This is a genomic window from Stutzerimonas sp. 21-1, assembly GCF_056336065.1.
The window spans coordinates 3,365,377-3,379,500 of sequence record NZ_CM150500.1; the positions used below are offsets into that span (position 1 = coordinate 3,365,377).

General features: G+C 64.2%; 12 protein-coding genes and 3 tRNA genes. 4 read left to right on the top strand and 11 right to left on the bottom strand.

Going from position 1 to position 14,124, the window contains the following annotated elements; genetic code table 11:
* Positions 1-16 precede the first annotated feature (16 nt).
* The 3 genes from ampE to nfi all read right to left on the bottom strand — a co-directional run bounded on the left by ampE (position 17) and on the right by nfi (position 2,209).
* A complete protein-coding gene (gene ampE / locus AC0ZJQ_RS16215; protein WP_102827800.1) occupies positions 17-853 on the bottom strand; it encodes a regulatory signaling modulator protein AmpE in 837 nt (278 codons plus the stop codon).
* Positions 854-875: 22 nt separating this feature from the next.
* Entirely contained in the window at positions 876-1,427 is a 552-nt protein-coding gene (ampD, locus tag AC0ZJQ_RS16220; protein WP_237262556.1) for a 1,6-anhydro-N-acetylmuramyl-L-alanine amidase AmpD, read from the bottom strand.
* Positions 1,428-1,495: 68 nt separating this feature from the next.
* A complete protein-coding gene (nfi, locus tag AC0ZJQ_RS16225) occupies positions 1,496-2,209 on the bottom strand; it encodes a deoxyribonuclease V (protein ID WP_054094577.1) in 714 nt (237 codons plus the stop codon).
* 148 nt (positions 2,210-2,357) lie between these two features.
* Between nfi and AC0ZJQ_RS16230 the strand changes: the two genes are divergently transcribed.
* On the top strand, positions 2,358-3,347 hold the full coding sequence (locus AC0ZJQ_RS16230) for a GlxA family transcriptional regulator (RefSeq protein WP_155550686.1): 990 nt from the start codon (positions 2,358-2,360) through the stop codon (positions 3,345-3,347).
* Between the two features lie 54 nt (positions 3,348-3,401).
* On the opposite strand, the gene zapE is transcribed toward AC0ZJQ_RS16230, so the two are convergent.
* The 3 genes from zapE to AC0ZJQ_RS16245 form a co-directional block, all read right to left on the bottom strand.
* Positions 3,402-4,496 carry a cell division protein ZapE gene (zapE, locus tag AC0ZJQ_RS16235; RefSeq protein WP_155550687.1) on the bottom strand — a complete coding sequence of 365 codons (1,095 nt, stop codon included), beginning with the start codon at positions 4,494-4,496 and terminating at the stop codon, positions 3,402-3,404.
* Between the two features lie 141 nt (positions 4,497-4,637).
* Complete coding sequence (locus AC0ZJQ_RS16240) at positions 4,638-5,996, bottom strand: tryptophan--tRNA ligase (RefSeq protein WP_476476936.1); 1,359 nt, start codon at positions 5,994-5,996, stop codon at positions 4,638-4,640.
* 68 nt (positions 5,997-6,064) lie between these two features.
* A complete protein-coding gene (locus AC0ZJQ_RS16245) occupies positions 6,065-6,691 on the bottom strand; it encodes an alpha/beta hydrolase (RefSeq protein WP_237262560.1) in 627 nt (208 codons plus the stop codon).
* Between the two features lie 140 nt (positions 6,692-6,831).
* Here AC0ZJQ_RS16245 and AC0ZJQ_RS16250 point away from each other — a divergent pair, with 140 nt between their 5' ends.
* Positions 6,832-7,263 carry a Z-ring associated ZapG family protein gene (locus AC0ZJQ_RS16250; RefSeq protein ID WP_008569745.1) on the top strand — a complete coding sequence of 144 codons (432 nt, stop codon included), beginning with the start codon at positions 6,832-6,834 and terminating at the stop codon, positions 7,261-7,263.
* 43 nt (positions 7,264-7,306) lie between these two features.
* Here AC0ZJQ_RS16250 and nadC read toward each other — a convergent pair whose 3' ends face one another.
* Positions 7,307-8,155, bottom strand: coding sequence for a carboxylating nicotinate-nucleotide diphosphorylase (gene nadC, locus AC0ZJQ_RS16255; RefSeq protein ID WP_008569744.1), 849 nt, complete (start codon positions 8,153-8,155; stop codon positions 7,307-7,309).
* A 286-nt stretch (positions 8,156-8,441) separates the two neighbouring features.
* Here nadC and AC0ZJQ_RS16260 point away from each other — a divergent pair, with 286 nt between their 5' ends.
* Together AC0ZJQ_RS16260 and AC0ZJQ_RS16265 are read left to right on the top strand one after the other, a co-directional pair.
* Entirely contained in the window at positions 8,442-10,697 is a 2,256-nt protein-coding gene (locus AC0ZJQ_RS16260) for a DUF1631 domain-containing protein (RefSeq protein ID WP_155550691.1), read from the top strand.
* A 96-nt stretch (positions 10,698-10,793) separates the two neighbouring features.
* A complete protein-coding gene (locus AC0ZJQ_RS16265; RefSeq protein ID WP_008569742.1) occupies positions 10,794-10,967 on the top strand; it encodes a DUF3094 family protein in 174 nt (57 codons plus the stop codon).
* Between the two features lie 111 nt (positions 10,968-11,078).
* On the opposite strand, the gene AC0ZJQ_RS16270 is transcribed toward AC0ZJQ_RS16265, so the two are convergent.
* The 4 genes from AC0ZJQ_RS16270 to clpB form a co-directional block, all read right to left on the bottom strand.
* Positions 11,079-11,154, bottom strand: a tRNA-Lys gene (locus AC0ZJQ_RS16270).
* 5 nt (positions 11,155-11,159) lie between these two features.
* Positions 11,160-11,236 (bottom strand) — tRNA-Pro (locus AC0ZJQ_RS16275).
* A gap of 9 nt (positions 11,237-11,245) precedes the next feature.
* Positions 11,246-11,321 (bottom strand) — tRNA-Asn (locus AC0ZJQ_RS16280).
* Positions 11,322-11,523: 202 nt separating this feature from the next.
* Positions 11,524-14,088: an ATP-dependent chaperone ClpB gene (gene clpB, locus AC0ZJQ_RS16285; RefSeq protein WP_237262563.1), complete on the bottom strand. Its 2,565-nt coding sequence runs from the start codon at positions 14,086-14,088 to the stop codon at positions 11,524-11,526.
* Between the last annotated feature and the right edge of the window lie 36 nt (positions 14,089-14,124).

Below are 14,124 nucleotides of genomic sequence, written 5' to 3' on the forward strand. Positions count from 1 at the left end.
AGCCAGGTGGGGTGGTTCAGGCGAGTAGCGTCCACAGCGCGAGCGCCGCGTACCAGAGCACGCGCGCGCGCACCAGCAGCGCTCCGAGCGCGTCGAGCCGGGCGACACCCGCCTCGCCGGCGATCGGCGGCTCGAGATCGGCGGCCTGCGGACCGACCTCGGCGAGCAGCTGGCGCGCCGGCATGTCCCAGTCGAGCAAGCGGTGCAGCAGCGCGCGGTTGAGCGCGACGAAATTGCCGACCAGTGCGAAGCTGGCCAGCAGCACCCGTACCGCCAGCCAGTCGAAGGCGTGACGCACCTGGGCGGCGCGTTCGCGCAGCGGGTCCAGCTGGGCGTGCTCGACGGTCAGGGCGAGCAGCCGATAGGCCAGCGCCGCCATCGGTCCGAGCAGCACATACCAGAAGATCACCGCGAAAAAGCCTTCGTAGCTGCGCCACAGCAGCAGGCCCTGTGCCGCCTGCAGCAGGCTCGCCGGCTCCGCTTCGCGCAGCTTCAGATCGCGCTCGGCCACCAGCGCCGCGGCCTCCTCGTCGCCACGCCGCCAGGCATCGCGAAACGGCCCTAGCTCGCGCTTCACCGCACCGCGTCCGAGGCTGTACAGCACTACCAGCACATGCAGCGGCAGGCTCAGCCAGCCATAGGCCAGCGGTTCGAGCAGCCACAGCACGCAACCCAGCAGCAGTACCGGCAACAGCACCAGCAGCGCGAGCGCCAGCCACGGCGATGCGGTCAGCCGCGGTCGCGCCTCCAGTCGGCGCAGCTGGGCGAGCCAGGCGCCATCGCGCTGCAGTCGATGCCGCCAATCGGAGAATTTCTCGATCAGCAGCACCAGCAGAATCACCAGAAAACTCATCGTCACGTCTTCGCTTCCTCGTTCAACAGGTGATGGCGGCGGCGCGCAACCGCAGCCAGTCGAATGCCGGACCGGGATCGGTCTTGCGCCCCGGCGCGATGTCGCTGTGGCCGCAGATCCGCTCGCTGGTGATCGCCGGATAGGCTCGCTGCAGCAGCCGGCACAGCTCGATCAGCGCACCGTACTGCGCGTCGCTGTAGGGCTGATGATCGGTGCCTTCCAGCTCGATGCCGAGGGAGAAATCGTTGCAGCCCTCGCGCTCGCCGAAGCGCGACACCCCGGCATGCCAGGCGCGGTCGAGGCAGGAGACGAACTGGGTGATCGTGCCGTCGCGCTCGATGAGGAAATGCGCCGACACGCGCAGCTCGGCGATCTCGGCAAAGAACGGATGCTCGCCGCACGGCAGGCAGTTCTGGAAGAACTGCTGGACCCGGCCGGTGCCGAACTGGCCGGGCGGCAGGCTGATGTTGTGTATGACCAGCAGCGATATCTCGCCGTCCGGGCGCTCGTTGAAGTTCGGCGAGGGGCAATGGCGAACGCCCGCGCACCAGCCGGTCGCGCGATCCAGATACATGGGGTGGCCTTGGTTGACGGCAGGCTGGCAGGCTAGCCGCAGCGGCCCCGCTGCCGCAAGTCGGCCTGCTATCGTCGCAGCCGCGCAGCAGCCGCCTTCTCGTCCCGCCGCGAAGCCAGCCGATCGGCCAACCGGGTGGGCTCGGGCAGGCGATAGCGGGTGACGTACTGCATCACCAGCTGCGGCGCGCTGGCCAGGCTGACGCGGTTGCCCGGCGACACGATCAGCGGGCGTACGCGCTCCTTGCTGCGCAGCACCGTGCCCAGCACCTCGCCGGTCTTGCGATCGCGCAACGGCACCTGCGCGCCGCGCGCATCACCCAGCTCATCGTGTTCGCCAGTGAGAATCTTCTTCGCCACGCCGATGGTCGGCAGCCCGGTCACCACGCCCAGGTGCGCGGCAATCCCCAGCCGGCGTGGATGAGCGATGCCGTGGCCGTCGGAGAAGATCAGGTCGGGCACCTCCGGCAGCGCTTGCAGCGCCTGCAAGACCGCAGGCAACTCGCGAAACGACAGCAGTCCGGGAATGTAGGGCATCGAGGTGGGAATGCGCGTCAGGCTCTGCGCGACCACCTCCAGCGTCTGCGCATCGAGCAGCACGACCGCCGCGCGGGTGATCTGCCCCTGCTCCTCGAAACCCACGTCGACGCCGGCGATCAGCCGTAGCGGCGGGAAGTCGTCGACCAGCCGCACCTGCGCCGCCAGCGTCTGCTGCAGCGCGCGCGCGGCGGCGGGCGTGCCATCCCAATCGGCGAACGGTTGAGACGGATAGGGGCTGCTCATAGTTTTTCTCCTCGGTGAAATCATGCACTCGATGGGCCGACGGACGGCAATGGCGGCTGGACAGCCATGGAAAAACAGACGACGCTTGCGCCGCACAACGGCAGTTTCATCCTAAAGCCGATTCACCACACAACAATCAGAAACGCCCATGAACTCGCCTGCTCTCAGTCGCATCAGCATCCTGGCCACCGAAGGGGTCTTCGCTTCGACCCTCATGCACGCCAAGGATTTCTTTCACATGGCCAGCCTGCGCCGCGGCCGGCAGCGCGGCGCAGACCTCGCGCCCGCGTTCGAAACCCGCCTGGTCAGCCCCGACGGCCAGCCGGTGACAACCTTCAGCGGCACCACTATAGCCGTCGATGGTGCGCTGGAAGACGCCGACGTGGTGATCCTGCCAGCCTTCTGGGGCGACTTCGATGCGCTCTGTGCGCGCTATCCACAAGTGCTGACGTGGCTGCAGCACCGCCATGCGGCAGGCAGCACGATCTGTGGCGAGGCCACCGGGGCGTTCTGGATGGCCCAGGCTGGGCTGCTGGATCATCGCGAGGCGACCACCCACTGGCGCTTCGCCAGCGAGTTCGCCGAACGTTTCCCGCAGGTACAGCTGAGCCCGGACAAGCACCTGACCGACAGCGACAACCTTTACTGCGCCGGCGGTACCACGTCGTCGTGCGATCTGTATCTGTACTTGGTCGAGCGCTTCTGCGGCGCTGCCGTCGCGCAAGGCATGGCGCGCGACGTGCTGTTCGAGGTGCAGCGCAACTACCGGCCGGGGCGGCTCGGCTTCGGCGGCCAGAAGCTGCACCTGGACAGCCGCGTGCTGCAGATTCAGGAATGGCTGGAAGACCACTTCGCGGAGAAATTCCGCTTCGAGGACGTCGCCCTGCAGCATGGCATGAGCATCCGCAATTTCATGCGGCGCTTCCAGGCCGCCACCGGCGACAAGCCGCTGCATTACCTGCAGCGTCTGCGCATCGAGACGGCCAAGAGCCTGCTGTCGACGACGCGCAAGAGCATCAAGACCATCAGCTATGAGGTGGGCTACGACGACGCCAGCTTCTTCGCCCGGCTGTTCCGCCAGCACACCGACGTGTCGCCGAACCAGTATCGGCAGCAGTATCGGCACAAGAGCGGCTGAGGGCGGGAGGCCCGCCGTCCGGCCAGCCTCCCGCGCGATGAGCGCCGGTTTGCGTTAGGGCTTGTGCGGTCGCGCGAGGTATTCGTGCGACTGCATCTCCAGCAGGCGGCTGAGGGTGCGCTGGAATTCGAACTCCAGGCGTCCGCCGGCATACAGGTCCTTGAGCTCGACCTCGGCGGAGAGGATCAGCTTGACGTTGCGGTCGTAGAACTCGTCGACCAGGTTGATGAAGCGCCGCGCCATGTCGTCCTTGGCCACGTTCATCTGCTCGATGTTGGATACCAGCACCGCCTCGAAGATCTTGCCCAGCTCGATGTAGTCGTTCTGGCTACGCGGGCCGTCGCACAGGGCGCGGAACTCGAACCAGGCGACGTCGTTGGCCACCCGGCGCGCCATGATTTCGCGGTTCTCGATCAACAGCGCCTCGTTTTCCAGCACCGTGCAGTTTTCCGTCAGCAGGCTGCGGAAGCTCTTTTCCAGGCTCAGCTCGGCCTCGGCATCCAGCGGGAAGTGATACAGCTCGGCCTGTTCCAGCGCGCGCAGGCGGTAGTCGATGCCGCTGTCGACGTTGACGATCTCGGTGTGCTTCTTCAGCAGCTCGATTGCCGGCAGGAAACGCGCGCGTTGCAGGCCGTCCTTGTACAGGCCGTCCGGCACGATGTTGGAGGTCGCCACCAGGCTGACGCCGTTCTTGAACAGCTCCTCGAGCAGGGTCGCGAGGATCATGGCGTCGGTGATGTCGGAAACGAAGAACTCGTCGAAGCAGATCACGCGGGCCTCGTCGGCAAAACGCTTGCCGATGATGGTCAGCGGATTCTTCTCGCCCTTGAGCGTGCGCATTTCCTCGTGCACGCGCTTCATGAAGCGGTGGAAGTGCGTGCGCATCTTCTGCTTGAACGGCAGCGCATCGAAGAAGGTATCGACCAGGTAGGTCTTGCCGCGACCGACGCCACCCCAGAAGTAGATGCCCTTGATCGGTCCCTGCGGTTTCTTGCCGAAGAGCTTGCCGAACAATCCGCTGCCGCCACGCTCGTCGGCGACCAGATCGTCGTACAGCCGCTGCAGATGGCGCACCGCGTTTTCCTGGGCGGCATCGTGGAAAAAGTCAGGACGTTGCAGGTCGGCCCGATAGCGCTCAAGAGGAGTCATGGCGGAGTCTGGGTAGTGAAACGGGGCCGACACTTTAGCGGCGCCCTCGGTCGTTGGCAATTTGCTCAGCTTGGTCAAACCTCTCGCCCTCCTCTATGGATCTGTCTCACAACGCACCGGCCGAACACCGCGTGGTTCGGCTTACTCGACCAGTGTCGCCAGCGCCGCGCGCACGCGCAGCATGGCTGCATCCATGGCCTCGGCGGTTTCGTAGCTGGGGCTATCGGCGATGCACTCGTCGTCCAGCCACAGGGTGAACTGGCTGCCTTCGTCCTCGCGCAGCTCCAGTGCATCCGGCCCGCCGGCGATCAATCGCTGCGTCAACTGACCGATGGCCTTCGGATTGCTCAGCGGCCGCGACAGCAGCAGCTCCTCGCCATCGGCGGCGGAGAAGCGGAAGCGGAAGGCGCCGTCGGCCTCGCGAAAACTGGCGAAGCGTGCGACCTTGCCGGCCTTTTTCTTCGCCGGTGCCGCGCTCTGCGCCTGGCTGGAGAAATTGCGCAGACCTACTGCCTCGCGCAGCTCGCCGAGGAACGGGGTGGCGATCCGGCGCGCCTTGGCAGCGCCGGCCTGGAGAATTTCCTCGAGCTCGGCGGGCTTGGCGATCAGCTGACGATAGAGCTCGCGCGGCTCGCTCAGTTCATTGTCGAGCAGCTCGAACAGTCGCTGCTTGGCTTCGCCCCAGGCCAGGCCGTCACACAGCTCAGCCCGGAACGCGGCCAGTTGCGCCGGGGTGGCGAAGGCCTGGTAGAGCGTGAACAGGTGCGAGCTGTCCGGGTCCTTCGGCTCGCCCGGCAGCTTGGAGTCGGTGACGATGCGCGCTACCGCCGCCTTCAGCTCCTTGGCGCTGCCGAACAGCGGGATGGTGTTGTCGTAACTCTTGGACATCTTGCGTCCGTCGAGGCCCGGCAGCGTTGCCACGCTCTCTTCGATCACGGCCTCAGGCAGGGTGAACAGCTCGCGGCCCTGGCCGAACAGGTGGTTGAAGCGCTGCGCAATGTCACGCGCCATCTCGACGTGCTGGATCTGGTCGCGACCGACCGGCACCTTATGGGCGTTGAACATGAGAATGTCCGCCGCCATCAGCACCGGGTAGCTGTACAGCCCCATCGTCACGCCGGCGTCCGGGTCCTCACCATTCTCGACATTCTTGTCCACCGAAGCCTTGTAGGCGTGCGCACGGTTGAGCAGACCCTTGGCGGTGACACAGGTGAGCAGCCAGGTCAGCTCGGGGATTTCCGGCACGTCGGACTGCCGGTAGAAAGTCACGCGCTCGGCGTCCAGGCCGCAGGCCAGCCAGGTCGCGGCGATTTCCAGACGTGAGCGCTGGATGCGCAGCGGGTCATCGCACTTGATCAGTGCGTGGTAGTCCGCTAGGAAATAGAACGAGTCGGCCGAGGCCGCGCGGCTGGCGACCACGGCCGGGCGGATGGCGCCGGCGTAGTTGCCCAGGTGAGGCGTGCCGGTGGTGGTGATGCCGGTGAGAATTCGGGTCTTCATCGCGTTGATCTCATATCGATGCGATGCAGGCACGGACAAGGACGTGCCTGCGCGTGGCGGGCGAAAAGCTACAGGCGGGGTGCCACCAGCTCCTTCAGCTCCACCAGCTTGGCGTGGAAAAAGTGGCCGCATTCTGCCACTTTCAGCAGCTCATGGGGGCGCGTAAGCGCAGCCGAATAGGCGTACACCGAGGCGGGGTCGATCACTTCGTCCTGCTCCGGCTGAATGATAGTCAGCGAGCCCTTCGCCGCCGGCGTCTGGCCAGCCAGGCGCGACACCGCCGGCGCCACCAGAAACAGCTTATCCGGCGCGCGGCCCTGTGCCTCAAGACGCGCAGCCAGGGCAGCCGCCACGAACCCGCCGAAGGAAAATCCCAGCAGGCAGAGCGGCAGCTCGGGACGCTGCGCCGTCAGCCAGCGCAACGCAGCTTCGGCGTCGTCCACCTCGCCTTCCTGCATGTCGTGCTCGCCGGCGCTGCCGCCGACCCCGCGATAGTTGAACCGCAGCGTGCTGTAGCCCTGGTCGCGCGCCGTACGCTGCAAGGTCGAGACAACCTTGTTCAGCATCGTGCCGCCCTTGACCGGGTTGGGATGGCAGATCAGCGCCAGCCCTCGGGCCTGCGGTTGATCGAAGTACAGGGCTTCCAGCGCACCGCATGGGCCGTCGAGAGAGAGGGGGGTTTCGCGTTTCAGCAAGGGAAGGAACTCCGTGACCTTGGGACGAGTCGACTCGTCTTGCTTTACCAGTTGCCGAATGCCGCGGGCTTGCCACGGTGTACAGCGCAGGTATGAGAAGTTAACGTAAGCACAGCCGTTTTACATAGAAGGAAGGACTCGTGGAACAGACCCTCGCGACCTGGTTGCTCCCGATCGTCGGCCTCATCGCCGGCATCGCCATTGGCTACCTGGTGGCCCGCAACAGCGCGCCCAACCGTACGCAACGCCAGGTGGACGACCTACAGGAGCGTTTCGATACCTACCAGAGCGAAGTGGTTACCCACTTCAACACGACTGCTGCCCTGCTGCGCAAGCTCACCAGCAGCTACCAGGACATTCAGGACCACCTGAGCGAAGGCGCCGACCGCCTGGCGCTAGACGAGCAGACCCGCGAACGCCTGCTCGCCGCGCTGCGCAACGACGACCATTCCAGCCCGCGCGAACGTCTGAGCTCGCCAGCGTTCACCGAACCACCGAAGGACTATGCACCCAAGGACGACGACGCCCCTGGCACGCTGCACGAAAACTTCGGCTTCAAGCAGCGCCACTGACGCACTGGCGGGAGCGCCATGGCGCTCCCGCACCCCTCCTCGTTTACTGCCGCAGACGCATCGACAGATCCACCGCGCGTACGTGCTTGGTCAGCGCGCCGATGGAGATGTAATCAACCCCGGTCTGCGCTACCGCCAGCAAGGTCTCCTCGCCGATTCCGCCAGACGCCTCCAGCTTGGCGCGACCGCGTGCCAGGCCGACTGCCGTGCGCATGTCGTCGAGGCTCAGCTCGTCCAGCATGACGATATCGGCGCCGGCCTGCAGCGCCTGCTCCAGTTCGTCGAGACTCTCGACCTCAACCTCGACCGGCTTGCCCGGGGCGATACGATGCGCCGCCACAATCGCCTGGGCGATACTGCCGCAGGCGGCAATGTGGTTCTCCTTGATCAGGAACGCATCGTAGAGGCCGATACGATGGTTATGGCAGCCACCACAGGTCACCGCGTACTTCTGCGCCAGCCGCAGGCCTGGCAGCGTCTTGCGGGTGTCGAGCAGCTTCACGCCGGTACCCTCGACCAGATCGGCATAGTGCCGACAGTTGGTCGCAACGCCGGACAGCGTCTGTAGAAAATTCAGCGCCGTGCGCTCACCAGTCAGCAGCGCGCGCGCCGGTCCTTCGAGATGAAACAGCACCTGATCGGCCTCGACTCGCTCGCCATCGGCCACCTGCCAGTGCACCGCGACCCGCGGATCAAGCTGGCGGAACACCGCATCGACCCATGCCACACCGCTGATTACCGCCGCCTCACGGGTGATGACCGAAGCATGCGCCAGACGCTCTGCCGGAATCAGTTGCGCGGTGATGTCGCCGCTACCGATATCTTCCGCAAGCGCCCGACGAACGGTGGCATCAATTTCAGCGGAAAGATCGGCAAGTGTCAGGTTAGGCATGGCAGACTCCACATGGTTTGATCCGAAGTATAAAGGCGGCCCGCAAAGGAGCGCGACCTCCGACATAGACCGCCTGCGCTGACCGTTCGGCAGAAACTCGCCGGGGATCTGTGACATGGATCATGCCGGGCAAAAATCCGGATTCGATTAGCCACACTGGTGGCCGATAATCCGCTTAATTATTCTGGCGCCACGTAAATGACGCCCCTCAGCGCCTTTTGTTACCCTTGACGCCCACGAAGCGTACGTGACCGCCCGACCGGCCGGCGACCACAGGAGAGTCTCGATGCGAACCGATGCCAAAGTGGTGCACCTGAACAAGGCCACCCCTGAGCACAGACCAACGTCACCGGCCGCCAAGCTGCCGGTAGCGCTGATCAGCGTCCGCGACAAGGCTGCCCAGCAACTGCGCCAAGCGCTGCAGACGCTGTTCGATAACGCCGACGATTCGTTGTTCGAGATCGCCGACCGCGCCACCAGCAATACCGAACAGAGTGCCTTCTTCGAAGCCATGCGCGACCTGCGCATGAAGCGTCGCACCATCGAGCGTAGCTTCCTGCATCAGCTGTTCGAAGCCTTCGCCACGCTCAACCAGTACGAGATCGGCAAGCCCCAACCGCTGGAAGGTGTGACCTTCGACAGCCTCAGCTTGGTGCAGAACGACGAGCTGGAAGAATCCGTCGCAATCGACACGATGGTGACCAAAGTGACCGGGCGCACCATCCCTGCGCTCGGCCACCTGACGACCCGCATGAACGCGCTGGTCACCAGAAAGCTCGACGACAAGTCCAACCCGCTCGGTCCGAGCGCGATCTGCGACTACTTCCTCGCCGCCTGCAGCAGCCTCGGCGTGCCGATCAAGGTCAAGCTGATCATTCTCAAACTCTTCGAAAAGTACGTACTGACCGAGCTGGATCAACTCTACGCGGACGCCAACCTGACGCTCGCAGCAGCCGGCATCCTGCCCGAACTGCAATCGACCGCTCCACACCGCCCACACCGGCCGAGCGCTGGCGTCAGCACCAGCAGCTACGCAAGCACGCATGCCAGCCAGACGAACATGCACGAGAGCGGCCAGCAGGAAGCCGTCTTCAGCGCACTGCTTGATCTGCTTTCCGAAGCCCGCAACAGCAGCGCACTGGCCCCACGCAGCGCGCCCAGCGACGCGATCCCGATATCCAGCAACGACCTGCTGCGTCTGCTATCGCACATGCAGGCCCGCGCACCGCAAACCGTTGACGAGCACAACCTGCAGGGACAGCTCGATCAGCTACTCCAGCGCGTGAGCGCCAAGAGCGGCAAGTCGCGCGTGGTAGGCGAAGTCGACGAAGACGTGATCAATCTCGTGTCGATGCTGTTCGAGTTCATTCTCGACGACCGCAATCTGCCGGACTCACTCAAGGCCCTGATCGGTCGTCTGCAGATACCGCTGCTCAAAGTAGCGGTACTGGACAAGACGTTCTTCAGCCGCGGCAGCCACCCGGCTCGCCGTCTGCTCAACGAGATCGCCTCGGCCGCTCTGGGCTGGAGTGACCAGGACGAAGCGCAGCGCGACAGTCTGTATCAGAAGATCGAGCAGATCGTGGCTCGCCTGCTGAACGATTTCACCGACGACCCGAGCATCTTCTCCGAGCTGCTGGCGGATTTCCTCGCTTTCATCGGCGATGAGCGCCGGCGCAGCGAACTGCTCGAGCAACGCACCCGCGATGCCGAGGAAGGACGCGCCAAGGCCGAGATCGCCCGTCAGGCCGTCGAACAGGCACTCAATCAGCGCCTTCTCGGCAAGACCTTGCCCGAAGTGGTGGTACGCCTGCTACAGGAGGCCTGGAGCAAGGTCCTGCTGTTGATCTGCCTGAAGCATGGCACGCAGTCGTCGCAGTGGGACGATGCGTTGATGACGATGGACGAGCTGATCTGGAGCGTGACGCCGCATGCCGATGAACAGTCGCGCGAGCAGCTCATGCAGCTGGTGCCCAACCTGCTCAAGTCCTTGCGCGAAGGCCTGACCAGCGCCGCATTTGATCCGTTCTCCACCGGAGAGTTCTTCACCCAGCTGGAGGCCCTGCACGTACAGACGCTGCAACGCTTCGAGCAGCCGGTAGCCGAAACGGCCGCGAGCATGGACGCTGTCCAGCCCGCCACCCAAGCCGAAATCACCACTCCGCCAGCGCCTGTCATGGTCGAAGTGGTCGAGGAAATTCAGCTGCTGACGCCCGGCGAAAGTCGCGAGCGCCAGCCCGAGGCCTGCCTGCCCGAGCACGATGCGGCGCTGCACCAGGTCGACAATCTGCGCGTGGGTAGCTGGGTAGAGTTCCAAGAAGACGAAGAGCACAAGCTGCGCTGCAAACTGGCCGCAGTGATCAAACCGACCGGCCGCTACATCTTCGTCAACCGCACCGGCATGAAGGTCCTGGAGAAAACCCGCATGGGCCTGGCCAGCGAGTTCCAGCGCGGTGCCATCCGTCTACTCAACGACACGCTGCTGTTCGACCGCGCACTGGAGTCCGTGATCGGCAACCTGCGCAAATTGAAGAACAACTGACCCCCCGGTGGCGCGGGCCCTTTGCGGGCCTCGCGGCTACGCGCTTGGCATTTCACTCGGCACGACTAGACTCAGCACACGCCATTCGAGGTGCTTATGTCCAGCCGTCTGAATCCCGAAGACCAGCAGCGCGTAGACGACTATCTCAGCGCACCACAGCATCAGGTCGAGCGCCAGCCGTTTCGCCCGTGGCTCCTGCTCGCATTGGTACTGAGCGTGGTTCTCGGCCTCGGCCTGCTGAGCCGGCTGCTAGGCCGCCTGGTGACGTGAGGCAGGGCGCTAGCGCGAGCGGGACTCCGTCTTCACAAAAACAAACCATAAAAAAAGCTGGATGCCATTTCTGACATCCAGCTTTTTTATGGCTTCTTGCGAAGCCTTGCATGGTGGGTCGTGTAGGATTCGAACCTACGACCAATTGGTTAAAAGCCAACTGCTCTACCAACTGAGCTAACGACCCAAAAATGGTCGGGGTAGGGGGATTCGAACTCCCGACATCCTGCTCCCAAAGCAGGCGCGCTACCGGACTGCGCTATACCCCGATTGGAATTTGGCTCCGCGACCTGGACTCGAACCAGGGACCCAATGATTAACAGTCATTTGCTCTACCGACTGAGCTATCGCGGAACAACTTACATTCCAGCTCTTCGGCGGTACTTATGTTCCCGCTTCAGAGGCGCGCCATTTTACGGCTCCCGATAACGCTGTCAAGCCTGGAAATGCGATTGAGGACAATGTGTTGCAATCAGCAGAGGCAAATGAGGTGTCGCTCAACACCCCAATGCCCGCGCAGCACCTCCGAGGCACCGCGCAGGCCTGTTCCGTCACCTCAGGCGAAAACCACCTGATCGCCCTCCACCCGCGCTTTGATCGTGCTGCCTGGCGCGAACTGGCCGGCCAGGATCTGCTGCGCCAGCGGGTTCTCGATCCAGCGCTGGATTGCACGCTTGAGCGGCCGCGCGCCGTATACCGGGTCGTAACCGACGGCAATCAGCTTGTCCATCGCCTCCTGCGTCAGCTCCAGGCTCAGCTCGCGCTCCGCCAGACGCTTGCGCAGACGCGCCAGTTGAATGTCGGCAATCCCGGCGATCTGTTCGCGCGCCAGCGGATCGAATACCACGACCTCATCGATACGGTTGATGAACTCCGGACGGAAATGATGCCCCACCGCATCCATCACCGCCGCACGCTGGGCGTCGGGATCACCGACCAACTCCTGGATCTGCATCGAACCGAGGTTGGAGGTCATCACGATCACGGTGTTCTTGAAGTCCACGGTACGCCCATGGCTATCGGTCAGGCGACCATCCTCCAGCACCTGCAGCAAGACGTTGAACACGTCCGGGTGAGCCTTTTCCACCTCGTCCATCAGCACCACGGAGTATGGCTTGCGCCGCACCGCCTCGGTCAGGTAGCCGCCCTCCTCGTAACCGACGTAGCCCGGCGGTGCACCGATCAGCCGCGCCACCGAGTGCTTCTCCATGAACTCGGACATGTCGATGCGGATCATCGCCTCTTCGGTATCGAAGAGGAACTCGGCCAGCGCCTTGCACAGCTCGGTCTTGCCGACGCCGGTCGGGCCGAGAAAGAGAAACGAGCCGCTCGGCCGATTCGGATCGGCCAGGCCGGCGCGTGAGCGGCGCACCGCATTGGCCACCGCGACCACTGCCTCGTGCTGACCAATGACCCGCTGGTGCAACATGTCCTCCATGCGCAGCAGCTTTTCGCGCTCGCCCTCGAGCATCTTCGACACGGGGATGCCGGTCCACTTGGAGACCACTTCGGCGATCTCTTCGTCGGTCACCTTGTTGCGCAGCAGCTGGTTCTCGGTCTTGCCGTGCTGATCGACCATCTGCAGGCTGCGCTCCAGATCGGGAATGATCCCGTACTGCAGCTCGGCCATGCGCGCCAGGTCGCCCTTGCGCCGCGCCGCCTCGAGATCGGCCTTGGCCTGCTCGATCTTCTGCTGCAGCTGCGCCGAGCCTTGCACCTCGGCCTTCTCCGACTTCCAGATTTCCTCGAGGTCGGCGTACTCCTTCTCCAGCTTGGCGATATCGTCTTCCAGCTTGGCCAGGCGCTTGCGGGTCGCCTCGTCGTCTTCCTTCTTCAGCGCCTCGCGCTCGATCTTCAGCTGGATCAGCCGGCGATCCAGACGATCCAGTGCCTCGGGCTTGGAATCGATCTCCATGCGAATGCGGCTGGCCGCCTCGTCGATCAGGTCGATGGCCTTGTCCGGCAGCTGGCGGTCGGTGATGTAGCGATGGCTGAGCTTGGCCGCGGCGATGATCGCACCGTCGGTAATGGTCACGCCGTGGTGCACTTCGTAGCGCTCCTTCAGGCCGCGCAGGATGGCGATGGTGTCCTCCTCGCTCGGCTCATCCACTAGCACCTTCTGGAAGCGCCGCTCCAGCGCCGCGTCCTTCTCGATGTACTGGCGGTACTCATCCAGCGTGGTGGCGCCCACGCAGTGCAGCTCACCGCGCGCCAGGGCCGGTTTGAGCATGTTGCCGGCGTCCATCGCCCCCTCGGCCTTGCCGGCGCCAACCATGGTGTGCAGCTCGTCGATGAACAGGATCACCCGCCCTTCCTGCTTGGACAGCTCGTTGAGCACCGCCTTGAGGCGCTCCTCGAACTCGCCGCGGAACTTGGCACCGGCGATCAGCGCGCCCATGTCGAGCGCCAGCAGGCGCTTGTCCTTCAGGCCGTCAGGGACCTCGCCATTGATGATGCGCTGGGCCAGGCCCTCGACGATCGCAGTCTTGCCCACGCCCGGCTCGCCGATCAGCACCGGGTTGTTCTTGGTACGCCGCTGCAGAACCTGGATGGTGCGGCGGATCTCATCGTCACGGCCGATCACCGGATCGAGCTTGCCGTCCTCGGCACGCTTGGTCATGTCCACCGTGTACTTGTCCAGCGCCTGACGTGACTCCTCGGCGTTGGGGTCGTTGACCGCCTCGCCACCGCGAAGGTTGGCGATGGCGTTTTCCAGTGCCTTCTTCGATACACCTTGCGCCAGCAGCAGTTTGCCGAGTCGGGTATTCGAATCGAGGGCAGCCAGCAGCACCAGCTCGCTGGAGATGTACTGGTCGCCCTTCTGCTGCGCCAGGCGGTCGGCCTGATTGAGCAGACGCGCCAGATCTTGGGACATGTTCATGTCGCCAGTCGGATTCTGCAGCTTGGGCAGCTGATCGAGTTCTTTGGTCAGCGCCTGACGCAGCGCGGCGATATCGAAGCCCACCTGCATCAGCAATGGCCTGATCGAGCCGCCCTGCTGCTCTAGCAGGGCCTGCATCAGGTGCAGCGGTTCGATAGCCGGATGATCTAGGCCAACCGCAATGGATTGTGCATCGGAGAGCGCAAGCTGGAGCTTGCTGGTCAGACGATCGATACGCATGAACGTTCATCCTCAAGTGAAGCGGGCCGGCACACC

What these genes read in the sequence shown, in the direction of transcription:
- AC0ZJQ_RS16230 (WP_155550686.1), top strand. Translation starts at nt 2,358, where the DNA reads ATGAACTCGCCTGCTCTCAGTCGCATCAGCATCCTGGCCACCGAAGGG.
- AC0ZJQ_RS16240 (WP_476476936.1), bottom strand. Translation starts at nt 5,996, where the DNA reads ATGAAGACCCGAATTCTCACCGGCATCACCACCACCGGCACGCCTCAC.
- nadC (WP_008569744.1), bottom strand. Translation starts at nt 8,155, where the DNA reads ATGCCTAACCTGACACTTGCCGATCTTTCCGCTGAAATTGATGCCACC.
- ampE (WP_102827800.1), bottom strand. Translation starts at nt 853, where the DNA reads ATGAGTTTTCTGGTGATTCTGCTGGTGCTGCTGATCGAGAAATTCTCC.
- ampD (WP_237262556.1), bottom strand. Translation starts at nt 1,427, where the DNA reads ATGTATCTGGATCGCGCGACCGGCTGGTGCGCGGGCGTTCGCCATTGC.
- nfi (WP_054094577.1), bottom strand. Translation starts at nt 2,209, where the DNA reads ATGAGCAGCCCCTATCCGTCTCAACCGTTCGCCGATTGGGATGGCACG.
- clpB (WP_237262563.1), bottom strand. Translation starts at nt 14,088, where the DNA reads ATGCGTATCGATCGTCTGACCAGCAAGCTCCAGCTTGCGCTCTCCGAT.
- zapE (WP_155550687.1), bottom strand. Translation starts at nt 4,496, where the DNA reads ATGACTCCTCTTGAGCGCTATCGGGCCGACCTGCAACGTCCTGACTTT.
- AC0ZJQ_RS16260 (WP_155550691.1), top strand. Translation starts at nt 8,442, where the DNA reads ATGCGAACCGATGCCAAAGTGGTGCACCTGAACAAGGCCACCCCTGAG.
- AC0ZJQ_RS16265 (WP_008569742.1), top strand. Translation starts at nt 10,794, where the DNA reads ATGTCCAGCCGTCTGAATCCCGAAGACCAGCAGCGCGTAGACGACTAT.